Raw genomic sequence first — 25122 nt, 5'->3', positions numbered from 1 at the left:
ACATATCGGCATCCCGTACCGGCGCGTATCCGGCTACATTCCGGTATAATGGGAACGAAAGCTGGATGGAGGGATGACAATGGAAGTCAGCGTACAGAAAAACAGCCTCGAAGGCATCACGTCAGATGTGCTCATCGTGGGTGTGCCGAAGCATACCGAACACGTGGAGGGTTGGGATCATCTTGATGCCCTGTTCTCAGGTGCCCTGTCAGAATGGATCCGCTCGGGTGATGTGGCAACCGGACGCCATGAGTTCTCGCGGGTCCCTGCGTTGCCTGGGACAGGGTTTAAACGGGTTCTGTTTGCCGGCCTTGGCAATGATAAGACTCTCGATGCGGATGATCTCAGAAAAGTGTTTGCCGGTGCAGGCAAGGAACTCCGCAAGATGAAGGCGGAGTCCGTAGCCGTCTGGTCTGCCTCGTTCACATCAGGAGACTTTGAGGATGCGGATATCGCTTTTGCAGCTTCGGAAGGCCTGGGGCTCGGCACTTATGCATTCGAGGATTATAAGACCGGCTCCAATGAAAAGCAGGTGGAGCTGCGCGAGGTCACGCTTCTTACAGATTCGGAAGAAAGTGTGATCAAGCCGGCATTCGGTGTCGGCCGTGTTTATGCTGATGCCGTCAATGAAGCACGGGATCTCGTCAACACGCCGGGCAATATCCTGACTGCGACAGCTATGGCGGATTACGCAGCGCAGCTTGCTGATCAATATGGTTTCGGCTTCGAAGTACTGGGCCGTGCCGAAATGGAAGAGCTCGGAATGGGAGCCATCCTCGCGGTCAACCAGGGTTCTGTCGAAGAGCCGCGTCTGATTGTCCTTAAATATAAGGGGACCGAAAAGTGGGAAGACGTGGTCGGACTGGTCGGCAAAGGGATCACATTTGATACGGGCGGTTACTCGCTCAAGACAAAGACCGGCATCGTCGGCATGAAAGGCGATATGGGCGGCGCCGCAGCGGTTTTGGGTGCCATGCGGATCATCGGTGAGCTGCGGCCTAATAAGAACGTAGTCGCGGTCATCGCTTCGACAGACAATATGATCTCAGGCAGCGCCTTTAAGCCTGATGATGTCATCACTTCACTGAGCGGCAAGACGATCGAAGTGCTGAATACGGATGCTGAAGGACGTCTTGTCCTGGCCGATGCAGTCACTTATGCCAAGCAGTCCGGAGCGGATTACCTTGTGGACGTGGCGACGCTCACAGGGGGCGTTATCACTGCTCTCGGCTATGACAAGACCGGGGCACTCACCAACAGCGAAGGATTCTTCGAAACGTTCCTTGAAGCGGCTTCGGAGACAGGTGAGTTTGTATGGCGGCTCCCGCTTACGGAAAACGACAAAAAACGGATCCGCAAAAGTGATGTGGCGGATCTGAACAACTCTCCGGGCGGCGATGGACACATGATCTTCGGCGGCGGTTTTGTCGGGGAATTTGCGGAAGACACGCCTTGGATCCATCTGGATATCGCCGGAACATCCGGTGCTTCATCCGCGCATGACCTGGGACCAAAAGGCGGCACAGGTGTCATGGTGCGGACCCTTGCAACGCTTGTCGACCTGATGGCGGAAGAGTCAGGGGAATAACGCCCAGGCCCGGCCGGGCATCCGGCATAGGATAGCGGAGAAAGGGGGAAGGCAAATGCCTCGCTACCGACGTTATCCTTACCGGAGAGGGGGAAACGATTTGTTCTTCGGTCCGTTCCTCGGCGGGTTTGCCGGCAGCCTGCTCGGTGATCTGTTTTATGGTGGCAACCGGTATCCGTATTACCAGTATCCGTACCCATATCCATACTATTATCCGTACGGATACCCGTACCGGCCATATTACTGGTGAAATAAAAAACTTCTGCGGAAATGTTCCGCAGAAGTTTTTTTATTTTTCTTTGATGCGCCGGATATCTTCTCCAAGCTCATCCTTCACGGTAAGTTCACTCGGCTTAACTCCGGCAAAGTAAGCGGCACGTGACATCATGTGCCCCCCGACCGGAGCAGTGATAAACAGGAACAGGATCCCGAGCAGGATTCTCGGGTTAAAATGCTCTTCTACCAGCCAGAAGTGGAGGAAAACCGAAAGCAAAATTCCCAGTACACCGACAGTTGAACTTTTGGATGCCGCATGGGCACGGGTATAAGGATCTGGAAATCGGAGAAGACCGATCGCAGTTACGAGCGTAAAGATGACGCCGACAACCATCGGCAATGCAACAAGGATATTAATCAGAGTCTCCACGATCGAAGATCTCTCCTTTCTCTATAAATTTAGAGAAGGCGACAGTGCCGATAAAGGAAAGGATCGCAAGCAGCAGGATAATCTCCAGGTAAAAGCTTGTGCCGACAAGCAGGGACAAAAGGGCGACTACCGAAATGAGTGTGACTCCCATTGCATCCAGCGCAATCACCCGGTCAGGTGCAGTCGGCCCTTTTATCAGCCTGTAAACAAACAGTGCCATTGAGATGACAATTACGATCAGTGATATCCAGAAGAAAATCATCATGGCCGGCTCACCTCCAATATCGCTTTTTCAAATGAATCCCGAATGGATGTGACGGCTTCCTCGATATCATCGACGTGCAGGGTGTGCACGTAAAGTGTTTTTTTGTCCTCGGATACATTCATGACGACCGTACCCGGCGTCAATGTGATCAGCGCAGACAGCACTGTAATTTCCCAGTCATTCGTCAACTTCGTAGGGTACCTGAAGATGGCGGGCTTGATGTCGAGCTTTGGCTTGATGACCAGCAGGAACACCTGTATGTTGGCAAGCCACAATTCCTTGATGAACAACAGAACGAGTTTGAGGATGGCCCAGACCCGCTTGATGTAGACGGGCCCCGGGAAAAATCGCCGCATCATAATGATCAGCATCAGACCGAGCAGCCAGCCGATGATGAAAGTGGATGCGTCGAATGAGTTGAGGATGAACATCCAGGCAAAGGCCAGGATGAAGTTTAGTAGTATTTGAAAGGCCATGATCCATCTACTCCTTTAACACCGCATCGATATAAATCGATGGCTGGTGGAGGATTTCCGCGGCATCCCACATCAGCGGACGCAGCCATTCAGTGCCGACGCCATAGAAGACTGTCAGAGCAGTCACGAGGACTGCCGGAATCAGCAGGCCGCGATAGATGCCTGCCGAGGTTCCTTTGACCGGCATGGGCTCGCCCCAAAACGCATGGATGAAGATCCGGATAACTGACAGCAGAACGATGAGGCTGGAAGCAAGGATGATGATGCCGCCCCAGAGATTGTCAGCCTCGAATGCCCCCTGAACGATCAGAAGCTTACCAAAGAAGCCGCTGAGGGGTGGGATGCCGGCCAAACCAAAGGCTGCCACGAGCCAAGTCCAGGCGAGTCCCGGATAGGTTTTCATGAGACCGCCCATCTCCCGCAAATTCGATGTGCCGGTGATGGCGATGATGACGCCGATCAGCATAAACAGCCCGGCTTTTATAAGCATGTCATGGATCAGGTAGAATACCGCACCTTCCAGGCCGGCCATGTTCATCTGAGCTACACCGAAAAGGATGACACCGACAGCGATGATGATGTTGTAGATGACGATCTGCTTCAGATCATAGTAGGCGAGTGCACCGATGCACCCGGCAATCACCGTCAGAATCGCAAGAATCATCAGCAGTTCATGCGTAAAACCGGGATCGTGCGGAAAGAGCAGGGTGACCGTCCGGATGATCGCGTAGACGCCGACCTTTGTCAGAAGGGCACCAAATAGTGCAAGGACAGGGACAGGCGGTGCGGCGTACGAGCCGGGAAGCCAGAAGTACAGCGGAAAGATTGCTCCCTTCAGGCCGAATACGAGGATGAGCATAACGGCGATAACCGTCAGAATCCCGCTTTGCCCGATTTCCGTCACCTTCTCGGCGATGTCAGCCATATTAAGCGATCCGACGACCGAGTACAGCATGGCCACCGTTGTGACGAAGAAGGCGGAGGAAACCACATTCACGAGTATGTATTTGATGGACTCGCGCAGCTGCCGCTTTTCCCCTCCAAGAACGATCAGGAGATAGGAAGCGAGCAACAGGACTTCAAAGAATACGAACAAGTTGAAAATATCGCCTGTCGTGAAGGATCCGTTGATTCCTGTCAGCATGAACAGAATTGCAGGATAGTAGAAGTACTTTTCCCGTCCTTCACCGATGGAGCGGAAACTGTATACGACAACTGCCAGTGTAATGAGGAGAGAGGTCAATACCAGGCTCACCGAAAGCGGATCGGACACCATCGAGATGCCAAACGGCGCCGGCCAGCTTCCGAGCGTGACTGCCTGCACGCCGTCCGTCATCACAGTGCGCAGCAGGAATAGAGCCGCAATGATCGAAGCGACCAGCCCGACAACGGTTACAGCCCTTTGGGCAGCAATCCGCTTTGGAAAGAACAGCAGAACAGATGCCGTCAGGATCGGGATCAGGATCGGAAATAACAGAAGGTTAGTCATGTTCGTCATTTCCTTTCAGCAAAGTCATATTATCCGTCTCAAGTTCCTGATAGGCCCGGTAAGCCATGACGAGGAAGAACGCCGTCACACCGAAAGAAATGACGATCGCTGTAAGAATCAGTGCCTGCGGCAGCGGATCGACATAGTCTGTCACACCATCCGCCACGACTGGCGGAGCGGGGCCGGCAAAGCCGCCCATTGTCAGGATGAGAAGGTGGGCACCGTGGCTAAGAAGGCCTGTCCCGATGATGACCCGGAGCAGACTTCTGGAGAGTATGAGGTACACGGCTGCCATGAATAGAAAACCGATGATGACTGACATGAGAATTTCCATTTTAGTCATCACTTCCAATCGTAAGAATAATATTCATCGTCGCACCGACGACGACCAGGTAAACTCCCAGGTCAAACAGCATGGCCGAGTGAAGGGAAGTCTCACCAAATAGCGGCAGATCAAAATAATCATACGCATGTGTAAAGAACGGCACATCAAAAAGGATGGAAGCCGAAGCCGTGCCGAGTGCAAGAAGAAGACCGATGGCAATCATAATCGTGTAGTTGAAGGGCAGTGCTCTGCTTACTGTTTTCAGATCGAAAGCAAGAAGCAGAAGGACAATCGCCGATGCGGTCAGCAATCCGCCGACAAAGCCTCCACCGGGTGTATAGTGTCCGGCAAAGAAGATGTGGATGGCGAATAGGAAAATCAGGAAAAACACGACTTTCGTTGCTGTCTGAAGAATGACATCACTGCTTTTCATGGCCATCCCCCTTTCTGGTGAGACGAAGACGGATCATGGCGATGATGCCAATGGCTGCGATTGACAAAACCGCAATCTCAAAGAACGTATCAAATCCACGATAGTCCACGAGGATGACATTGACGATATTTCCGCCCCCGGCTTCCGAGTATACCGTCTCCTTATAGAATTCAGAGATGGATGGAAGCGCACGCTGCGAAACCGAAGACATTGCCAGAAGGCTCATCAGCAGTCCGACAGAAGCAGCGATGATGGCATTGCCGATACGGAATTTCCGTTTTTCGTCATGACGGCTCATTTTCGGCAGGTGATAGAACGCCAGCAAGAACAGCGCAACGGACACCGTCTCGATGACGAGCTGAGTCAGCGCAAGATCCGGTGCCTTGAAAACAACGAACAGCAGGGCAACGGTATAACCGACAGCACCGAGCGAAATGATCGCTGTCAGGCGTTTTCTGGCAACAAGAGTTGTGGCAGTCGCAGCTACCAGGACCAGGAGGAGACCAACTTCGACCGGGCCGATTGGTGCTGTGCCCTCAAAGCTGACGGCCAGAGCATCTTTGGCAATCAGTGAACCTAGGCCGATGATGACGATACCCAGGAACATATAGATCAGGTAGCTGCGGATGAGTCCGTCCATATATGAACGGGACAGACGGTTCATGCCGCTTTCGGCGAATATCATCGTAGAATCATACAGCTTGTTGAGTGTCAGCTGTTCAGGGAAGACCCGGTAGAGGCCCTGCCATTTAGGCAGCAGCGAGAAAAGGGCCAGCCCGGCAATGACGATGCCGATCGTCATCATCAGTTCCGGTGTGATATGTCCGTGCCAGGCGGCAACATGGACATCAACATCCGACGGGGAACTGTACATGAACGGTTGCACCGCCGCAACCGCAGGTTTGACGATCCAGTCTCCGACCAGGTTCGGCACAAAGAAGATCACCACGACGATCAGGCCGAGCACTGCAGGGGAGACGAGCATTCCCGCTGGTGCTTCATGAGCAGATTTCGGCAGAAGGTCCGGTTTGTGCTTTCCTGTGAAGGTCCGGAATACAAAATAAAAGCTGTAAATAAATGTGAATACGCTTGCAATCCATGCTGCGACAAGCAGCACAGTCCCCCATGATGCAGGGGCGAACAAATCTAGTTCTCCAAGGCTCAGCATTCCGGTCAGGAACAATTCCTTACTGAGGAAGCCGCCGAACGGAGGAAGGCCGGCCATGGATAGGGAGCCGATCAGAGCGATGGTGAACGTAACCGGCATGAGAGCCATGAATCCGCCAAGCTTACGGATATCGCGCGTTCCGGTCTCGTGATCGACGATTCCTGCAATCATGAACAGGCTGCCTTTGAATGCGGCATGGTTCACGAGGTGGAAAATGGCGGCGAAGCCGGCGTATTTGAACATTGTCTCGGCAGCACCCTCCACGTGGAAAGCCGCAGCTGCCGCTCCTAGCATGGACATGATCAGACCAAGCTGACTGACGGTCGAGAAGGCAAGTATGCCTTTCAGGTCAGTCTGCTTCACTGCGAAGAACGAGCCCCAGAACAGTGTCAGTACCCCGATGGAGGTCACGAGCCACACCCAGACTTCTGATGCCGCAAAAATCGGAGTGAACCGGGCGACCAAGTAAAGGCCGGCCTTGACCATTGTTGCGGAGTGGAGATAGGCACTGACCGGAGTTGGTGCTTCCATCGCATCCGGAAGCCAGATATAGAACGGGAATTGGGCGGATTTGGTGAATGCCCCGAGGAGAATAAGGACAAGCGCCCAGGTGAACAACGAATGTTCTGCCAATTCAGGAGCCATTGAGATGAGTTCACGGACTGAGAACGTTCCACCCATGAGGTAGAGGAGTACGAAGCCCCCGAGCATCATCAGACCTCCGAAGACGGTAATCATCATCGATTTGAGCGCACCAAACCGGGAACGGTCCCTTGTGTACCAGTAACCGATAAGCAGGAAAGACGAAATCGATGTCAGTTCCCAGAAACCGTAGAGCGCAATCATATTGTCTGACTGGACGACGCCGAGCATCGCGGTCATGAACATGAGCAGGTATACATAAAAATTGCCGAGGCGCTCTTTCGTCTTATCAAGATAAAAGATCGAATAAAGGACGACCAGTGCCCCGATTCCTGTGATCAGGAGCGAGAACAGAAGGCTGAGGCCGTCTATGTACGAGGTAAGTGAAATACCGTATGACGGAATCCAGGACAGCTCCCCGATGTGGACACCGCCGTCTTTCACTTGGGGCAAGAAGCCCAGATAATAAATGAACAGCAGCACCGGCACGGCCAAAACGAACCAACCGGTATGAATTCCCCGCACCCGGTTGGCCAGCAGTGGGATCAAGAGGGCGGCCGCGACCGGTGCGAATAACAGCAGCACGGATGTCAAGAATGGTCCTCCTTTCGAGAATATGTTTCCGATGGATAGGTAACAGGACTAATTATAACCCAATCGTAAACCGGTTGCATTGATGAAAATTGGTACGCGACGGGGTTCTTGCCGGAGTATTCGGGAGTTCTTCCTATTTAAAAATAACGATAAAAAGTCCATGGTGAATTCTTTTTGAACATCATCCAAAAGGAGGCTGTCCGAAAAGTGTACTTCCAGCATAAAAAGCAAACAGCAGTGGCTCTGGTCGCTTTCCGCGGGCGTTGCCTTAGCCGGCGCCAGTACGCAGACTGGCGTCTGTGCGCATCGCGAAGCGTTGCGCAACATCCGGGGTCTTCGGCTAACGCTATTCCCGCAGGAGTCTCCCGACGCCACTGCTGTTTGCCATAGATACAAGAATTTAATTACATATTGGACAGCCTCTTAACTGTTTTTCATATAATACGGGCTGAAACAGGCTGCCTCAGTCCGGGTGGAGTTTTTCTTGCCGTGCGAGCACATCCTCAAAATCTTCCAACGGGCGTTTTCTAGTGAAGTAAAGCGAAACGAAGGCGATAAGGAAGAGGGCAGCCGTCACATAGAAGACAGATGAAATCCCAATGAATCCACTGACGATACCTCCGAACATCGGACCGATGATATTGCCGAAAAAGCGGAAGCTGGTGTTGTAGCCGAGCACTTCGCCCTGCATATCCACCGGTGCCTCCCTCCGGATCAGAGCCGTCGTCACAGGAATGAGCCCGCCGATTGCAATCCCGAACAAGAGGCGAAGGATGACGAGCTGCCAAAGATTTGTGACAAGCGCCTGAGGTATCATCAGCACGAACGTCATCATCAGCAGCACCATCAGGATGCGTTCATATCCATAGGTATCGCCGAGCTGCCCCCACTTTCTCGCAAAGAGAAGGTTCCCGACACCTGCGGCACTGAAGGTGAGGCCGGCGAGAAAGGCGACTTGATTGGCGTCGGTCAGTTCCGCAACATATAACGAAAGAAGGGGCTGGATGCTGAAGTTGCCGATCTGGATCAATGCAGTAATGATCATGATATTCAGCATTAGCCGGTGATTTAAAATGGAGCGGACGATGGTATTTCTGGAATAGACATGGTGACGGTTCTTTTTTTCTTTTTTCTGTTCTTTGATGCCGAAAGCCACAATGAGGGCAGCAAGGAAAATGGCGGATGATGAGATGATAAAGGCCAGTTCAAAGCCGAACGAGTCAGCCAGCAGGCCTCCGAGCGCGGGTCCAAACAATGTGCCGGATACACTGCCCATCTGCAGGGTGCCCAGTGTCTTGCCGGCTTCGCCTTTTGCGGTCTGTGCGCTGATGAAGGCGAGGGAGGTCGGAATGAAGCCGGTCACAATCCCCATTGCCAGGCGGAGAAAGAAGAAGGTGTATACATCATCGACAAACCCCATCAGGAACATGAACGCCGAGATGCCGAAGGCGTTGATCATGAGAATCGGCTTAAAGCCATATTTGTCGCCGATCCGTCCCCAGATCGGCGACATGATAAATGCCGAAACAAAGGTCGCGCCGAAGATGAGTCCGGCCCACTTCTGTACGAAGGCATCGGAATGGTTGCCGAACGTGTCGATGTAAAGCGACAGGAATGGCATGATCATGGTCATCGTGCCCGCGACCAGGAAGTTGGTCACCAGAATGATGATAAAGTTTCGTTTTTGTAAAGACATTTATCGAACGTCCTTTTTATTACGTAGTATCCCCATTATAAAGCATTTCGTAACCCGAAGAAAGTGTCATGACTTATTCATCGTCAGCCGTTATGGCAGTATGTTACACTAATGAACATACTGTACTCCCTCGTGCCGGCCGGCGCGCCCGGAGAAAAGGAGAGATAAGATGTTCCCTCAACTGTCGAACGAAACTGCAGAAAATGAAGCACTTGCGGTCATCCATACAAACCATGGCCCGATTAAGGTAAAACTGTTCCCGGAACAGGCACCGAAGACGGTCGAGAACTTCCTTACCCATGCCGAAAACGGTTATTACGATGGCATCATCTTCCACCGTATCATTCCGGATTTCATGATCCAGGGCGGCGATCCGACCGGAACAGGAATGGGCGGCGAAAGCATTTACGGTACCACTTTCGAAGACGAATTCTCACCGGAGCTGTTTAACCTGCGCGGTGCGCTTTCGATGGCCAATGCGGGACCTGGCACGAATGGCAGCCAGTTCTTCATCGTCCAGGCGAAGAACGTTCCGTCGCAGATGCTCGGCCAGCTTGAAGGAGCGGGCTTCCCGAAAGAGGTTATCGAGGCGTACGCAGAAAAAGGGGGCACCCCTTGGCTTGACCAGCGCCATACAGTTTTCGGCCAAGTCATCGAAAGCCTGGATGTAGTCGATGAAATTGCAGCTGTCAAAACCGGCGCGCAGGACAAGCCGGTTGAAGATGTTGTCATCCAGTCTATTGAAATCCTAAAAAAGTAACCCCAAACCCGGAATCCACACCAAGGAAGTGAATCATCATGGAAGCGGTCCTTCTTATGCCGTTCCTTTATTTTCCGGAGGATAAAACCCTTTATATTCCGGCAGTTGCGTCTTTGCTCGTCTGCATCTTCCTTTGCTATCTGGCTTTCCGCTGGATCAAGAAAAAATCGGCGGAACAGGAAAAAGCAACTCAAGAACTCGAGCAGCGTATACTCGCCGAACGGAATGCAAAACAGCCGCCCTCTCATTGAGGCCGGCTGTTTTTTGATGGCTCGGGTGGCGAAGGCGCTTGCTGATTGCTTCATGGTCTATAGGACTTCTTTCGGCCGATGAACAGAACAAAAGCACCCGGCTGGAAATCATCCCTTTCTTTTTTTTTCGGCTGTGCTATTATAGCTAATAATAAGTTGAAGAACTGAAAAATAGGTGAGTATAGTTGGAGACCATCGAAATCAATCATTTTGCCGCAGATCTCCTTGGGCGCTGGGATCCGTTCAAGCAGGGGCCGGGTGCCTACGACACTGAGATCGCTGATGTCATTGCAGCACTCCATGAAGCGGACCATCCTGCAGAACTTGCTGGGCGGATCCGGCTGATCTACGAGCATTCCTATGAACTTTGGATCCCTCATGAAGACTGCATGGACATCTCTTATAAACTGATCGCCCTCAAGTATGGGGCGGGATGCCCGCTATAAATGAAAAACCGCCGATCCCGGCGGTTTTTTCATTATAGCCATTTTATCCCCATAGGGTGGAAACGAAGATAAGGATGATGGCAAGCGGGCAGACGTAGCGGACGAGGAAGCGCCATGCAGTTGCCTGGATCCCGGGTCCTCCGAGTTCTTCTTCAGTGATCTGCTTCGACAAGTAGTATCCGGCGAAAAGGGAAATCAGGAGCGCCCCTACAGGCATGCCTATTTTGGAAACGATCGTATCAGCCAAGTCAAAGAACGACAGGCCGAATACTTTCATATCGGACAAGATCCCAAATGACAGTGCGCTCGGAATGCCGACGAGGAAAATGATCAGACCATACAGGAAGGCCGCGCCTTTGCGCCGTTCATACTTGTTTTGGATGCCGATCGATACGGTGATTTCCAGCATGGAGATGCTGGAAGTCAGCGTCGCAAACAGCATCAGGATAAAGAACACGAGCATGAACAGGAAGCCGAATGGCATCGATTCGAAGATAGCAGGCAGGATGACAAAGACAAGACCCGGCCCTTCTGCGGGAGAAGCTCCGAAAGCAAAGACCGCCGGGAAGATGACCAGACCCGCCAATATAGAAATCATGATGTTCAGAAGCGTTACGCTCCATCCCGACTTCATGAGGTTCTCATCCTTTGGCAGATAAGATGCATAAGTGATCATGCTCCCGATTCCTACACTCAAAGAGAAAAATGCCTGTCCGAGTGCCAGCAGTGCCGTTTCTCCGTTCAAGTACGAAAAGTCCGGCACAAACATGAAGCGGATGCCTTCCATGGCGCCCTCCAACGTGAGGGAGCGGATCGCCAGGATAATGAAGAAGATAAACAGCATCGGCATCATCCATTTGCTTGCGCGCTCAATGCCGCCCTTGATGCCCCGGGAAACAATCCAAATGGTCAGGAACATAAAGACCGCCTGCGCGATAAGAGCTTCAACCGGGCTCGCGATAACCGAATCGAACAATGCACCATAGTCCTGGGGGTTACCACCGCCAAACAGATAGGCGGTGGATCGGACCAGATAAGACAGGATCCAGCCGCCGACGACACTATAGAAGGACAGCACGATGATGGACATCGCGAATCCGAGGAAGCCGAATATCGGCCAGGCCGTTCCGGGAGCCAGCCGGCGGAAGGTCGTAACGACGTCCGCCTGTCCGCGCCTGCCAATCAGAAATTCTGCAATCAGGATAGGAAGCCCGATCAGGAATGTGCTGAGGATGAACAGCAAAATGAATATGCTGCCGCCGTTCGTACCGGCCATATATGGGAACTTCCAGATGGCGCCCAGTCCGATGGCACTGCCGGCCGCCGCCAGGATGAAGCCGATCTTGGAAGTCCAATTTTCTCGATTTGACATAAATAGTTGATCCCTCCGAAAACTGATTCCCTCATTGTACAACATCTTGCCCAAAAAGAAAGTACGACCATATAATCAATCAGCAATGCAAAATTCAAAATACAGTTGATTTGGTATGATAATGGAAGAGTAATGAAAAGGGTGTGTGAAATGGGGGAGAAAAACCATAATCACGGGGTGTTTTCCGGGGAACAAAAAATACCGGATTCTCTCAAAGAGGATATCCGGCGTTTTGTTCACCAGGCAGGGATGCCTTATGAAAGGGTAGGGGAAACTGCAGAAGAGGCTATCCGGGTGTCAATGGAAGAACTGACTGCCGGAGCGGACCCGCGGGTGATCTTGTTCAGGACTGCCGCAAGGATCATTGAAGATGCTCCGGGCAAAGAGGGAACCGATGATCTTTTCCGGTTTGACGAAGACAAACAGCTGCACAGGGATATCCGAAATCTTCCTGTCGGGGTCAGACTGCCGTTTGTTCTGATGAAGCTCCATCATTTCAACTCTGCAGAAGCAGGATCTGTTTGCCGGATGACTGCCGACGAAGCGCGTGCAGAGACTGAATCGGGATACCGGATACTCTCAGACGCCGATCCGGATCGAGATCTTGACCGTCAGCTTAGCCTGCTCAGGCGTGCATATGGGCGGATCCGTTATCCGGAACCCGAGGCGGAACAACTTGCCCCGTCTGCGAATGATCAGCGGACCGACCGACGAGAAGCAAAACGGTGGTGGGCAGCAGTCGCGGGACTTCTGGCCGCAGTCGGCCTCCTGATTGCCGCGGCATTCATCCTCCCTGCATCGGCCGGGCCGGTGGATGCAGCTTACATCAAGAAGCTGGAGGGGCGGTTTGCTGAAGAGGAGGCACGCTTTAAAGAAAAGGTTGGCGTGACAAATATGGAGATGGAAGTAGAGTTCATTTCGATTCAAGAAGCGGAGCCGAATTTCAAAATGTTTATCTCAAAACTTGATCGTGCAGTACAAAAGGGGGAAGCACCAACAAAGAAAGAAGTGACAGAGGAACTGTCCGAGATCCTGGATGTTTTTGATTTGCCTTCTGAAATGGCTCAGCAGCTCAGTGAGCAGCCAATACGGGATGATAAGTACAAGAGCCGAGAATTCGTGCGATTATTTGAGATGCGGAAAAATGAACTGACAATGGTCTTATCAAATCGCCTAATGGAAAATAAGAAGTTTATAGAGGCTTCAATAAATGATGGTGAATTTGATAAAGATGGTTTCTTCGCTAAATCAGAGGACTACCCCGAACCGCTCCGGCATGCGCTGCAACTGATGGAGCAGGAAGGTTACGAGTTGTCAGAGGAAGTGAGGTACTCTGGTGATCAGGTCTATGTGATTCCCAATGAATTGCCCACATTGGGAAATCATGCGGATGGCCTGGAAGAGTCGGTTGCCAAGTTGGTCAAGGCGATAGAAAATGTGTCTCTTCAGAAATTCTCTGATCATTCGCCGAAAAAACTTGCAGGAACCTTAATCGAATTAGAAGAACTGGCACTTGCTCAGGAGACAAGAGATCCTTGGCGAGAACCAGAATTTCTGGCTAGTTATTATTTTGGTGAATTTGTTTTTGGCGGTGAGAGTGGCAGGGTGTTCGGAGATGACGGAAGAGTGTTGTCAGAACGGAGAGAGCTCTGGAAGCAGCTGGCGGGACACCACGAGTCGCCTTCCGGCAAATTACTGAAGCCAGTCATTGCCGAGATGGAACAGACAGAATGGAAACGGGCAAAGTCTTATGATCATCTGCAATACGAAAGCTATGTTCATGCCCTGAGAAGTGTGCGTGAAGGGCATGAACGATACCTTGAAATGGATGATCTTACATCTCTGGAGGGTTCACTTGGACACTCTGATTTCCGGGTGAGGACGGAAACTTTATATCAGGAGCTGTCGGCTGATGGTAATCGGTCACTGCTGTCGGATAGCTCTCCGGTTATGGTGGCTGCACTCGCTTTGATGGCTGCAGACAGGAATGATGACGCCGTAATGGAATTATTATCTATAGATGAGAGCTCGGCTAATATTAAATGGTTGTCGGAAAAAAGAATGACAAATACTATTGAAGAAATCCATCTTTCATTTCATGAACATGATGTTGTACCTCACGAGACCGGTGTAAGTGCACCTGTAAGGATCGATCCATTTTCCGGATTTCAACCGCAACAGATCTGGCTCACCTACACCCCTGAAGGCATCTGGCTCGTAGACCGCCAGGATGCCCAGTAATCCCGGCCGCTTTTGCTGTAAGCCCTTCCGTATGGTATAATTTACAATGGCCAAATGGCAGATTCGGAAACCAAAACGATTGGGAGCGGTATTATGGCAGGCAACTATCAAACGGGAGATGTAGTGACCGGCAAGGTGGCGGGTATCCAGCCTTACGGGGCGTTTATCGCCCTGGACAAGGACACACAGGGACTCGTCCACATTTCGGAAATCACATATGGATTCGTTAAGGATGTCAATGACTACCTGACAGTCGGTGAAGAAGTTCAAGTAAAAGTGCTTGATATCGATGAAGAGGCAGGCAAGATCAGCCTTTCACTGCGTGCACTGCAGGAGCGCCCGCAGGCTCGCCGTGAGGACCGGCCGAGAAAGTCCCTCCAGGACCGCATCGACGAGCGCGAGCCGGACGGATTCAACACACTGCGCGATAAACTGCAGGACTGGATCCGCCAGTCCGGTCAGTAATCCAAAAAAGCAAGGAAGCCCGGCTGGGCTTCCTTGCTTTTTTATATTCTGGCGCATGTCCGGACTTCCTGTCACAGGCCTCTAATCTTTTTGAGATGGTACTGAAGGTTCTGGCGGCTCATCCCGAGTGCCTGAGCCGCTTTTGTTACATTCCCATCGAATACATTCATCACCTTAGACAGATAATACTCCTCGGCCTCCCGCAAATAGGTGTCCAGCGGAAGAAACTCCTGGCCTTCACTCATGACAAAATCCTGGGGCCGCTTGGCCGGGGAGAATTCTTCCTGCACCTTCAGCTTGAAGTGATGCGGCAGGAGGTCATGGGTAATCTCAGTCTCCGTCGTAAGGAGAGAAGTGATTTCTTCTAGCAGCAACTCCACTTCTTTCAGGTTGCCCGGCCAGGTATAGGAGTCGAATGTCTCCCGGACCTCCGGGGACAAGCCTTTGACAGCAGAACCGAACCGCCGGCGGTGGCGGTCCAGATAATCATCGATAAATGGCCACAGATCATCCATCCGTTTTCTGAGCGGCGGAATGTATATCGTAATCGAAGAGAAGAAATAGTATAGCCCTTTGAGCAATGAACCGTTGGCGATCAGGTCGAACGCATCCCCGCCGATACTGGCGATGTACTGCCTGGAGTTATCCCCGAGCGATTCCAGTTCCCTGAGCAGTTCTTCCTGCAGCTTCATCGGCATCAGGTCGATCCGGTCGCAAAAAACCGTACATGTCTGTTCTTTGCCGATCGTCTTCATCGTCCGATGAATGTCCGAAGAATCCAGACCCGGGCAGAAAAGAGTGTAATACGGGCTGTCTGCATGTGCCGAACCGTTGTGCATCGCTCCGGCAAGCAGGTCTTTTCCTGTACCGGTTTCACCGGTCAGCAAAACAGGGAGATGGGCATCGGCGGCTTTTTTGGCGGTCACCACCACGGACTTCATCGCTTCGCTCTTTGCTGTAATGGAGGCGAATGTCACAGTCTCATCGTAGGTCCGGAGCGGCTGATGGACAAACTTCTCCAGGGCAGTCACGTCACGTGCGAGTTCCACCGCTCCAATCATCCCATCAGGGCCCAATACTGGATACGTATCATTCACAGTGGTGATCTCCTGGCCGTTCCGGTTCCAGTACGTCTGCTTGACATTCCGCACCGGCTCTCCGCTCCTGATGACTTTCATGAGCGTGCTCTCGTCCTGGCCGAAGCGGAACATGTCCAGCACACTCCGGTCGGCGAGGTCGTCCAGGTCAAGCCCTTCAATCTGTTTCATTTTTTCATTGTAGATGACGGTCCTTCCATTCATATCAACGGCGTGGATGCCGAGCGCGGCATGCTCCACGGCGAATTCGTAGAAGGGCCATAGCGCGTCCTTTTCGATAGCCATGGTCCACCTCAAAATAGTTTTTTGCGTTTTTCAAACGATTAAGACTTGAAATTCGCAATGATCTTTTGCATTATTATAAGTGTGAAATGAAAAGAGCGCAAATTTTTTTAGCGTCTCAAACATAACCAGGAGGAGGAGTTCAATTGATTCCTTACAAACACGAGCCACTTACGGACTTTTCAAATGAAGAGAACCGCCAGGCATACGAGCAGGGGTTCAAGGTAGTCAAAGAGTATCTTGGGCAGGAAATTCCACTCATCATCGGCGGTGAACGCATCTACACCGAAGATAAGATGGAGAACTTCAACCCGTCCGACCGCGAAGAGATGATCGGATATGTATCGAAGGCGACTCAGGAGCATGCGGAAAAGGCGATGCAGGTTGCGCAAGAGACATTTAAGACTTGGCGCAAAGTGAATCCTGAAGTCCGCGCGGATATTCTCTTCCGTGCAGCGGCAATTGCACGCCGCCGCAAGTTCGAGCTTTCGGCACTTCTTTCCAAGGAAGCGGGCAAGCCTTGGCCAGAAGCGGATGCCGATGTGGCTGAAGGAATCGACTTCCTCGAATATTATGGCCGTCAGATGATCGCCATGAAAGATGGCGTTCCAATCGCGCAGCGCCCGGGTGAAGACAACCGCTTCAACTACATCCCGCTCGGCGTCGGAGTTGTCATCTCCCCTTGGAACTTTGCTTTTGCGATCATGGCGGGTACGGCTGTTGCCGCAGCTGTAACAGGAAACACGGTTCTCCTGAAGCCGGCATCCAACACATCCGTTATTGCCTATAAGTTTGTCGAGCTCATGGAACAGGCAGGACTCCCTGCAGGCGTCATCAACTTCGTGCCAGGATCCAGCCGTGATATCGGTGACTATCTCGTCGATCACCCGAAAACACGTTTCGTCAGCTTCACTGGCTCCCGTGAAGTCGGTGTCCGCATCTTTGAGCGCGCAGCCAAGGTCCAGGAAGGCCAGATCTGGCTCAAGCGTGTGATCGCGGAAATGGGCGGCAAAGATACGATTGTCGTCGACAGCGACGCGGATCTCGAACTTGCAGCGCAGTCGATCGTGAAGTCCGCATTCGGCTTCAGCGGCCAAAAATGCTCCGCCTGCTCCCGTGCGGTCGTCGTCAGCGATGTCTACGACCAAGTTCTGGATCGCGTGACGGAGCTGACGAAGGAACTTACAGTCGGCAATCCGGAAGACTATAACAACTTCATGGGGCCTGTTATCGATAAAGGTTCCTACGATAAGATTCTTAACTACGTTGAAGTCGGCAAAGAAGAAGGACGTCTTGTACTCGGCGGGACAGGAGACGATTCCAAAGGGTACTTCATCAACCCGACAATCTTTGCGGATCTTGATCCTGAAGCACGCATCATGAAGGAAGAAATCTTCGGCCCGGTTGTGGCATTCGCGAAAGCAAAAGACTTCGATGAAGCAATTGACATCGCGAACAACACAGACTACGGCCTGACGGGCGCAGTCATCTCGAATAACCGTTTCCATCTTGAAAAAGCACGTGAGGACTTCCATGTCGGAAACCTTTACTTCAACCGTGGCTGCACGGCTGCAGTTGTCGGTTACCAGCCATTCGGAGGCTTCAACATGTCCGGTACGGACTCCAAAGCGGGCGGCCCGGACTACCTGGCACTGCACATGCAGGCGAAAACTGTTTCCGAGATGCACTGATCAGCAGTAAAGGATTATACTAGAATTATTGGAGGCGGACTGCTCAAGGGCGTGGGTCCGCCTTTTATATGAGGGAGGATGAGAAGGATGACTAAGACACAGCAGATCATCGAACAGACGGACAAGTATGGTGCGAAAAACTACAATCCGCTGCCGATCGTGATTTCCGAGGCGGAAGGGGTATGGGTAAAGGACCCTGAAGGCAACAAGTATATGGACATGCTTTCCGCGTACTCCGCGGTCAATCAGGGACACCGCCACCCGAAAATTATCCAGGCCCTGAAAGACCAGGCCGATAGGGTAACACTCACATCCCGTGCATTCCACAATGACCAGCTGGCTCCTTGGTATGAAAAAGTAAGCAGCCTCACCGGCAAAGGAATGGTCCTTCCGATGAATACTGGTGCCGAGGCAGTTGAGACTGCATTCAAGGCTGCGCGCCGCTGGGCATATGACGTAAAAGGCGTTGAACAGGGCAAAGCTGAAATCATTGTCTGCAATGGCAACTTCCACGGACGCACGATGACTGCGGTGTCCATGTCTTCCGATCCCGAGTATCAGCGCGGATTCGGACCGATGCTGCCGGGCATTGTCCATATCGACTATGGCGATCTTGACGCACTAAAAAATGCGATCAATGAAAACACGGCAGCAATCATCCTGGAGCCGATCCAAGGTGAAGCGGGAATCATCATCCCTCCGGAAGGCTTCCTGAAAGAAGCGCGTGAGTACTGCCGTGAAAACAACGTTCTTTTCATCGCGGACGAAATCCAGGCCGGACTGGCACGCACGGGCAAAATGTTTGCATGCGAGTGGGAGGGCGTCGACCCGGATATGTATATCCTTGGTAAAGCGCTCGGCGGCGGGGTCTTCCCGATCTCCTGTGTCGCTGCGGACGAGGATGTTCTTGGAGTATTCAATCCCGGCTCCCATGGATCGACATTCGGCGGGAACCCGATTGCCTGCGCGGTTTCGATCGCTTCCCTTGAGGTGCTTGAAGAGGAGAAACTGGCGGATCGTGCGCTGGAGCTCGGTGAATACTTCATGGGTGAACTGAACAAAATCGACAACAAAGACATCAAGGAAGTGCGCGGGCGCGGACTCTTCATCGGCGTCGAGCTGCACTCCGAAGCACGTCCATACTGCGAACAGCTGAAAGAACTCGGCCTTCTCTGCAAGGAGACGCATGATACGGTCATCCGTTTTGCTCCGCCGCTCGTCATTTCAAAAGAAGAGCTTGATTGGGCACTCGGCAAGATCCGCGAGGTATTTGCAGTATAATTTTTGTGTATGAATTGTGAACTTGGGCCGACATTAAACCGATGAATTATGTTACAATGTTGCCGAGCATCCCATTATGATTTAAAGAGGCGAATCAATACCATGAGTGAGAATACAAACCTTGTTACCTCCACGCAAAAAGTAATACACGAAGCATTGGATAAATTGGGCTACGATGAAGGCATGTTTGACCTTCTGAAAGAGCCGATCCGCATGACTGAAGTCCGGATTCCGATCCGCATGGACGACGGAAAAGTTAAGGTCTTCACTGGTTACCGCGCACAGCACAACGATGCAGTGGGACCGACAAAGGGCGGCGTCCGTTTCCACCCAGGCGTGACCGATGACGAAGTCCGCGCACTTGCCATGTGGATGACGATGAAAGCCGGGATCGTCGACCTGCCATACGGCGGGGGCAAGGGCGGCATTATCTGTGATCCGCGTGAAATGTCCATGGGCGAGCTCGAGCGTCTGAGCCGCGGCTATGTCCGTGCGCTAAGCCAGGTGATGGGGCCTGCGAAGGATATTCCTGCGCCGGACGTCATGACAAACGCACAAATTATGGCATGGATGATGGACGAGTATAGCCGGATCGATGAATTCAACTCCCCGGGCTTCATTACAGGAAAGCCGATCGTACTTGGTGGTTCGCAAGGGCGCGACCGCGCAACTGCGGAAGGCGTCATCATTTCGATCCGTGAAGCTGCAAAGCGTGTCGGCATCGAAGTGGAAGGAGCACGCGTGATCATCCAGGGCTTCGGAAATGCAGGAAGCTACTTGTCGAAGTTCCTTCATGACGCGGGCGCAAAAGTCATTGCGATTTCCGACGCGTACGGAGCGCTCCACAATCCGGATGGACTCGATATCGACTATCTGCTGGATCGCCGAGACAGCTTCGGTACCGTGACGACTCTGTTCGAGGACACGATCACAAATGATGAGATGTTCAAGCTCGACTGTGACATTCTCGTTCCTGCAGCGCTTGAGAACCAGCTCCACGAGGGCAACGCACACGACATCAAGGCGAAAATCGTTGTAGAAGCGGCCAACGGGGCTTCCACTGGTGAAGCAACCAAGATCATGACCGAGCGCGGAATCTTCCTTGTTCCGGATGTTCTTGCAAGTGCCGGTGGTGTTACGGTCTCCTACTTCGAGTGGGTTCAGAACAACCAGGGCTACTACTGGACGGAAGAAGAAGTCCACGAAAAGCTCTACCAGAAGATGACCGATGCTTTCGAGAACGTCTACAACACAGCCAAATCCCGCAATATCGATATGCGTCTCGCTGCTTACATGGTTGGCATCCGCAAAACCGCGGAAGCTGCCCGTTTCCGCGGCTGGGCGTGAGAGGTAACAAGTAAGGACCGTCCCCGGCATGGGGACGGTCCTTTTTCATTTCTCTTCCATCATTCCTGCCGGCGGTCGTGTTTGCCATTCGTATTCGTCATGTTCAATTCTCCGGTGTTGATCCGGTTCATCCCTGAACAAATACCCGAGGCTCACGAGTCCGGCAAGAGCAATGATTCCATAGATGATCTTTGCCATAAGGGCATCTCTGCCACCGGCCAGGTCAGCAACAACATCAAACCCCAACAAAGCTTCCAGTCCCCAGTTAAGGGCACCGATAATGGTGAGGGCCAAGGCAATTTTGCGGAAAGCTTCCATGAGGCCACCTCCTCAATGGTTAGGATGGGCGCGGAAGGCGAACTTTATGCACGCGAATGGTGCAGGAATAATGGAAAACACCGGTTCAACATGAGAAAATAAAACGGAGGAGGCGAGGACATGAATACATTCACATTTCAAAACCCGACAAAGCTGATCTTTGGCGAAGGCCAGATCGAGACATTGAAGGCTGAGCTGCCACAGTTCGGCAATAAGGTGCTGCTGGTTTACGGCGGAGGCAGTATTAAACGTAACGGCGTCTATGATGATGTCATGGGCGTGCTTGGGGAAATCGGCGCTGAAGTCCACGAACTCTCCGGCGTTGAGCCGAATCCTCGCGTGAGCACTGCCGCAAAAGGTGCAGCCATATGCAAAGAGCAGGACATCGACATCGTCCTTGCTGTGGGCGGCGGGTCGGTCATCGACTGCTCCAAACTGATAGCAAGTGCCGCGAAATACGACGGCGATGCATGGGATCTCGTCACGAGGAAAGCCGTCGCGGAAGATGCTCTTCCGATCGGTGTGGTTCTGACCATTGCCGCAACCGGCTCCGAGATGAATGCCGGTTCTGTCATTACAAATGAAGACACCCAGGAAAAGTACGGATGGGGAGGCCCGTTGAACTTCCCGCGGTTCTCGATCCTGGACCCGGCATACACGAAAAGCGTTCCCGAAGACCAGACTGTCTACGGCATTGTAGATATGATGTCCCACATCTTTGAACAATACTTCAACAATGCGGTCAATACGCCCGTACAGGATGAGATGTGTGAAGGAGTCCTGAGGGCGATTATCCGCACTGCACCCGAGCTCATGGCAGATATGGAAAACACGGAACTTCGCGGAACGATCATGTTCGCAGGAACAATCGCGCTCAACAAGTTCCTGGAGATGGGTTACAGGGGGGACTGGGGAACGCATAATATCGAACACGCGGTTTCTGCAATCTACGATATACCTCATGCAGGGGGTCTGGCGATCCTGTTCCCTGAATGGATGAAATTCAATATCCAAAAGGGTACCCGGCCTGAGCGCTTTGCTCAGCTGGCGATCAATGTATTCGGTGTCGATCCGGAAGGGAAGACAACTGAGGAAACCGCACTGGAAGGTGTTGAGCGGCTCCGCAGCTTCTGGTCATCACTCGGTGCGCCCGAGCGCCTTGCCGATTATAAGATCGATGATACAAACATCGGACTGATGGCGGACAAATCCTATGCAGGCACTCCGGTAGGCCAATTCGCAGCACTTGAAAAGGATGAAATCGAAACCATTTTGAAAAACAGCCTCTAATACAAAAAAGGTTGCCCGGTAGATTGAACCGGGCAACCTTTTTAATTAATGAAGTTTTTTCATGTCTTCCGCAGTCGGGTTGATGCCAAGACCTTCCCGTTTCCATGTTTTGATTCCATCGTCCTCATCAAAAGAAATGGTGACATCTGCAACATTTCGCTGGCTTGCAATCAGATCGAGCAAACGGTCACGGATGTCATCGACCTGTTCGAACGACAAGGTCTTATCGATTTCAGCAACCACTTCCACATGGAGTGATTCGCCTTCCTTGATGACCTCCACTTTCTGAAGGTCCCGGATATCTTTGTCTTCTGCCAAAAGGAAGGCGATATGATTAAGCATTTCTTCATCCGTTTCTCCGATCGCGCCGCGCGCATTTTCCAGAAAGACAATGCCGACGACGTAGAACATCATGGCACCGATCAGAACGGAAGCAACACCTTCAGTCCAGTCAAGGCCGAAAACCTTCGCCAGTACAACGGCGATGAGTGCAAGCAGGCCGCCTGCAGTGGCGACGGTATCTTCCATAAAGACCAGCTTCGTCGCAGGACGCGCATATTTCAGTTTGGCAAAACTGGTGGTAACAGGTGCGAGCGGTCCGCCTTTGATTCCGGCATCATGCAGGATTTCCTTGCCCGCCTTATATAGAACGAAAAATTCCAGAACTGTGGCGATCAGGAGAATGGTGAAACTGATCCAGAAGCCGGTCGCTTCGCCCGGGTGGAAAATGTGATGCCAGCCTTCCTTGATCGTTTCATAGGCCATGATTCCCACAATGACTACGGCGAACAGGCAGACCAGGTTGACGATTCGGCCAAAACCATTGGGGAAACGGGGGGTCGGAGCTTTCTTGGAGAGGGCGGAACCGACAAAGACAAAGTATTGGTTGGCTGCATCGCCGAATGAATGCATTGTTTCTGCGAAAAGGGCGACATTACCGGTGAACAGGAAGCCGGCTCCTTTCATTAGAGCGATAAAGGTATTGACGACGGCTGCCAATAAGGAGGGTTTGTTCCCCTGCTTCAATAAGTTCCAGAATTCCTTCATTGTGCACCTCCGGTTATAGTGTTGCAGAAAGTTCTGCGTTGCTGATGTAGTCCAGTTCGTATAGCCATCCATAGATTTCTGCAGGTTTCACTTTTGGTTGGACGGACAGCCTTAGTTCCACCTCGTGGGTTCGGAGTCCCTTGTCCTGATTATCCATCATCTTCATCCGGACATTTTCAGGTTCGGCACCGTGTACAGCAAGGCAATGGATGAGTTCCTCAATGTTATCCTTGCCGCTGACCACGGTTACGAGCGTGTACTCCTTTACGCGAAGCCTTTTTGGACCCATGATGTTCATGAGAGGGGGGAGGAACTCTACTCCGATCATGACAATGGCCACTGTGATCGCCGCCTCGACGTAGAATTCCGCTCCCACGGCAATACCGATTCCGGCAGCTCCCCAGATCATGGCTGCTGTCGTGAGGCCTGTGATATTGTCATTATCACGCTTCAGGATGACACCTGCACCGAGGAAACCGATGCCGCTGACAATCTGGGCTGCCAGCCGGAGCGGATCCATCGTGATATTGATATCGTCACGGGCCGGTGTGGAATAGGCTGTCTCGATTGAAATGATTGTGAGCAGGCAGCTGAATGTTGCAATGACGACACTGGTCTTCAAACCGACTGGCTTACGTTTGAGTTCCCGTTCGATTCCGATGACCAGGCTGAGCAGCCCCGAAAACCCCAGCTTGAAGAGGACACCGGTCTCAAGAAACGGTGAATTGAACAAGTAATCCATAGGATTCCCCCTTTTCCGTCAGCTATGGGCAGACGGAGCCAATTCATGATAGGCTATATTCTGTATTCACTTCCCGCACCGCCGTGAAACGCCGGGAAAGACATTTATATAAGAAAGAAGTTGCCTAAAGTGGATAAACCGACAATTCATCCGTACATTCCGATTATGATCGGTGTCATCACACTCGCGTTCTCTGCCATTTTCGTTAAGTTGGTTTCGGCGGATTCGGGTGTGACAGCTTTTTATCGGATGTTTTTCTCTGTTCTAATCATGGCGCCGGCTTTTTTGCTTAAGTATCGGCATGAGGTCAAGGCGATTTCAAAAAAAGACTGGCTGTTTTCAGCAGTTGCCGGCGTGTTTCTGGCGTTTCATTTCATTCTATGGTTTGAATCGCTGAATTACACATCGGTGGCAAGTTCGACTGTACTTGTGACTCTCCAGCCGCTGTTTGCTTTTGCGGGTACCTACCTTTTTTTCAAGGAAAAGCTGACGGCCAAAACCATTATCTCCGGAGCAATTGCCATAGGGGGGAGTGTCCTTATCAGTTGGGGTGACTTCCGTCTTGGGGGAGATGCGTTCTTTGGGGACATGCTGGCTTTGATCGCCTGCGGGCTGATCACGGGTTATCTCCTCTTCGGCCAGGATGTCAGAAAGAGAATTTCACTGGTGACCTATACATTCATTGTTTACAGTGTCAGCACAGTTGCAATTTTCTTTTATGTACTTGCCTCAGGAGAAAGCTTCGGACCGTATCCCGCGGCAGACTGGTTCTGGTTTGCGATGCTCGCCATTCTGCCAAACCTTTTTGGCCACACTTTGTTCAATTGGTCCCTTCGCTACGTGAGCACCAATGTCATTTCAATTGCCATCCTGTTTGAACCGGTCGGCGCCGCTGTTCTCGCCTACTACATCTTCCAAGAGTCACTGATTACCACACAGGTTGTCGGGGGACTGGTCGTTCTGGCAGGGATTATGCTGTTTGTATTGGACGGGCGGAAAGTCAGAAAACTTTTTATTAGAAAAAGGGCTTGATTTCCGCCGGCCCTATCATGTATAGTTGTTCTTGTCCTTAACGGACGGGCCGACAAAATGGCCTAAAAAAACATCTTGACTCTTCCGAGAGAGGATGTTAAGATAATAAAGTCGCCAAAAGCCGGAAGGCGCGGCGCG

General features: G+C 51.9%; 25 protein-coding genes. 12 read left to right on the top strand and 13 right to left on the bottom strand.

The features are described from left to right. Positions 1-79: 79 nt before the first annotated feature. Together AC6CHQ_RS08965 and AC6CHQ_RS08960 are read left to right on the top strand one after the other, a co-directional pair. Positions 80-1588 (top strand): leucyl aminopeptidase, encoded by a 1509-nt coding sequence (locus AC6CHQ_RS08965; RefSeq protein ID WP_498081371.1) that lies wholly within the window; start codon positions 80-82, stop codon positions 1586-1588. 55 nt (positions 1589-1643) lie between these two features. Further along, entirely contained in the window at positions 1644-1838 is a 195-nt protein-coding gene (locus tag AC6CHQ_RS08960; RefSeq protein WP_092055895.1) for a hypothetical protein, read from the top strand. A 39-nt stretch (positions 1839-1877) separates the two neighbouring features. Here AC6CHQ_RS08960 and mnhG read toward each other — a convergent pair whose 3' ends face one another. From mnhG to AC6CHQ_RS08920, 8 genes are all read right to left on the bottom strand, one after another. After that, positions 1878-2234 (bottom strand): monovalent cation/H(+) antiporter subunit G, encoded by a 357-nt coding sequence (gene mnhG / locus AC6CHQ_RS08955; RefSeq protein WP_498081370.1) that lies wholly within the window; start codon positions 2232-2234, stop codon positions 1878-1880. After that, on the bottom strand, positions 2218-2499 hold the full coding sequence (locus AC6CHQ_RS08950) for a Na(+)/H(+) antiporter subunit F1 (protein WP_092055899.1): 282 nt from the start codon (positions 2497-2499) through the stop codon (positions 2218-2220). Before AC6CHQ_RS08950 ends, mnhG begins: the two co-directional genes overlap by 17 nt. Further along, on the bottom strand, positions 2496-2975 hold the full coding sequence (locus AC6CHQ_RS08945; RefSeq protein WP_092055900.1) for a Na+/H+ antiporter subunit E: 480 nt from the start codon (positions 2973-2975) through the stop codon (positions 2496-2498). Before AC6CHQ_RS08945 ends, AC6CHQ_RS08950 begins: the two co-directional genes overlap by 4 nt. A 7-nt stretch (positions 2976-2982) precedes the next feature. Then, positions 2983-4464 carry a Na+/H+ antiporter subunit D gene (locus tag AC6CHQ_RS08940; protein WP_498081369.1) on the bottom strand — a complete coding sequence of 494 codons (1482 nt, stop codon included), beginning with the start codon at positions 4462-4464 and terminating at the stop codon, positions 2983-2985. Further along, positions 4457-4798, bottom strand: a complete 342-nt coding sequence (locus AC6CHQ_RS08935; RefSeq protein WP_092055905.1) for a Na(+)/H(+) antiporter subunit C — start codon at positions 4796-4798, stop codon at positions 4457-4459. Before AC6CHQ_RS08935 ends, AC6CHQ_RS08940 begins: the two co-directional genes overlap by 8 nt. Position 4799: 1 nt before the next feature. Further along, positions 4800-5222, bottom strand: a complete 423-nt coding sequence (locus AC6CHQ_RS08930) for a Na(+)/H(+) antiporter subunit B (protein ID WP_092055908.1) — start codon at positions 5220-5222, stop codon at positions 4800-4802. Beyond that, positions 5209-7626, bottom strand: a complete 2418-nt coding sequence (locus AC6CHQ_RS08925; protein WP_498081368.1) for a Na+/H+ antiporter subunit A — start codon at positions 7624-7626, stop codon at positions 5209-5211. Before AC6CHQ_RS08925 ends, AC6CHQ_RS08930 begins: the two co-directional genes overlap by 14 nt. A 463-nt stretch (positions 7627-8089) precedes the next feature. Beyond that, positions 8090-9322, bottom strand: a complete 1233-nt coding sequence (locus tag AC6CHQ_RS08920; protein ID WP_092055914.1) for an MFS transporter — start codon at positions 9320-9322, stop codon at positions 8090-8092. Between the two features lie 169 nt (positions 9323-9491). Between AC6CHQ_RS08920 and AC6CHQ_RS08915 the strand changes: the two genes are divergently transcribed. The 3 genes from AC6CHQ_RS08915 (at position 9492) to AC6CHQ_RS08905 (ending at position 10779) form a co-directional block, all read left to right on the top strand. Further along, on the top strand, positions 9492-10082 hold the full coding sequence (locus AC6CHQ_RS08915; RefSeq protein WP_498081367.1) for a peptidylprolyl isomerase: 591 nt from the start codon (positions 9492-9494) through the stop codon (positions 10080-10082). 38 nt (positions 10083-10120) lie between these two features. Further along, positions 10121-10333, top strand: a complete 213-nt coding sequence (locus tag AC6CHQ_RS08910) for a hypothetical protein (RefSeq protein ID WP_251239386.1) — start codon at positions 10121-10123, stop codon at positions 10331-10333. Between the two features lie 185 nt (positions 10334-10518). Next, positions 10519-10779, top strand: coding sequence for a DUF1871 family protein (locus AC6CHQ_RS08905; RefSeq protein WP_092055921.1), 261 nt, complete (start codon positions 10519-10521; stop codon positions 10777-10779). A 43-nt stretch (positions 10780-10822) separates the two neighbouring features. Here the strand turns inward: AC6CHQ_RS08905 and AC6CHQ_RS08900 are convergent, their stop codons facing one another. Further along, the gene (locus AC6CHQ_RS08900) at positions 10823-12151 is read right to left on the bottom strand and encodes a sodium-dependent transporter (protein WP_251239385.1); all 1329 of its coding nucleotides are present in this window, start codon (positions 12149-12151) and stop codon (positions 10823-10825) included. A gap of 300 nt (positions 12152-12451) precedes the next feature. Here AC6CHQ_RS08900 and AC6CHQ_RS08895 point away from each other — a divergent pair, with 300 nt between their 5' ends. Together AC6CHQ_RS08895 and yugI are read left to right on the top strand one after the other, a co-directional pair. Then, complete coding sequence (locus tag AC6CHQ_RS08895; protein WP_498081366.1) at positions 12452-14392, top strand: hypothetical protein; 1941 nt, start codon at positions 12452-12454, stop codon at positions 14390-14392. Between the two features lie 93 nt (positions 14393-14485). Next, the gene (gene yugI / locus AC6CHQ_RS08890) at positions 14486-14857 is read left to right on the top strand and encodes a S1 domain-containing post-transcriptional regulator GSP13 (protein WP_092055929.1); all 372 of its coding nucleotides are present in this window, start codon (positions 14486-14488) and stop codon (positions 14855-14857) included. Positions 14858-14928: 71 nt separating this feature from the next. Here the strand turns inward: yugI and AC6CHQ_RS08885 are convergent, their stop codons facing one another. Then, a complete protein-coding gene (locus AC6CHQ_RS08885) occupies positions 14929-16239 on the bottom strand; it encodes a sigma 54-interacting transcriptional regulator (protein ID WP_251239383.1) in 1311 nt (436 codons plus the stop codon). A 143-nt stretch (positions 16240-16382) separates the two neighbouring features. On the opposite strand from AC6CHQ_RS08885, the gene pruA reads away from it, so the two are divergent. The 3 genes from pruA (at position 16383) to AC6CHQ_RS08870 (ending at position 20555) form a co-directional block, all read left to right on the top strand. Further along, positions 16383-17927 (top strand): L-glutamate gamma-semialdehyde dehydrogenase, encoded by a 1545-nt coding sequence (gene pruA, locus AC6CHQ_RS08880; protein WP_092055933.1) that lies wholly within the window; start codon positions 16383-16385, stop codon positions 17925-17927. 87 nt (positions 17928-18014) lie between these two features. Next, entirely contained in the window at positions 18015-19208 is a 1194-nt protein-coding gene (locus tag AC6CHQ_RS08875) for an ornithine--oxo-acid transaminase (protein WP_092055935.1), read from the top strand. Positions 19209-19310: 102 nt separating this feature from the next. Then, the gene (locus AC6CHQ_RS08870) at positions 19311-20555 is read left to right on the top strand and encodes a Glu/Leu/Phe/Val family dehydrogenase (protein WP_092055937.1); all 1245 of its coding nucleotides are present in this window, start codon (positions 19311-19313) and stop codon (positions 20553-20555) included. 45 nt (positions 20556-20600) lie between these two features. Here AC6CHQ_RS08870 and AC6CHQ_RS08865 read toward each other — a convergent pair whose 3' ends face one another. Continuing rightward, positions 20601-20873, bottom strand: a complete 273-nt coding sequence (locus tag AC6CHQ_RS08865; RefSeq protein ID WP_092055939.1) for a DUF378 domain-containing protein — start codon at positions 20871-20873, stop codon at positions 20601-20603. A 120-nt stretch (positions 20874-20993) separates the two neighbouring features. On the opposite strand from AC6CHQ_RS08865, the gene AC6CHQ_RS08860 reads away from it, so the two are divergent. Then, positions 20994-22163, top strand: a complete 1170-nt coding sequence (locus tag AC6CHQ_RS08860; RefSeq protein WP_498081365.1) for an iron-containing alcohol dehydrogenase — start codon at positions 20994-20996, stop codon at positions 22161-22163. Positions 22164-22208: 45 nt separating this feature from the next. Here the strand turns inward: AC6CHQ_RS08860 and AC6CHQ_RS08855 are convergent, their stop codons facing one another. Together AC6CHQ_RS08855 and AC6CHQ_RS08850 are read right to left on the bottom strand one after the other, a co-directional pair. Further along, positions 22209-23210, bottom strand: a complete 1002-nt coding sequence (locus AC6CHQ_RS08855; RefSeq protein ID WP_251239380.1) for a cation diffusion facilitator family transporter — start codon at positions 23208-23210, stop codon at positions 22209-22211. Positions 23211-23223: 13 nt separating this feature from the next. After that, entirely contained in the window at positions 23224-23952 is a 729-nt protein-coding gene (locus AC6CHQ_RS08850; RefSeq protein ID WP_251239379.1) for an MgtC/SapB family protein, read from the bottom strand. Positions 23953-24081: 129 nt separating this feature from the next. Here AC6CHQ_RS08850 and AC6CHQ_RS08845 point away from each other — a divergent pair, with 129 nt between their 5' ends. Continuing rightward, complete coding sequence (locus AC6CHQ_RS08845; RefSeq protein WP_498081364.1) at positions 24082-24984, top strand: DMT family transporter; 903 nt, start codon at positions 24082-24084, stop codon at positions 24982-24984. Positions 24985-25122: the final 138 nt, after the last annotated feature.

It is taken from the genome of Bhargavaea sp. GQ12, from assembly GCF_059758705.1.
The sequence above is the reverse complement of the archived record's forward strand: the minus strand, read 5'-3'. Positions and strand labels throughout refer to the sequence as shown.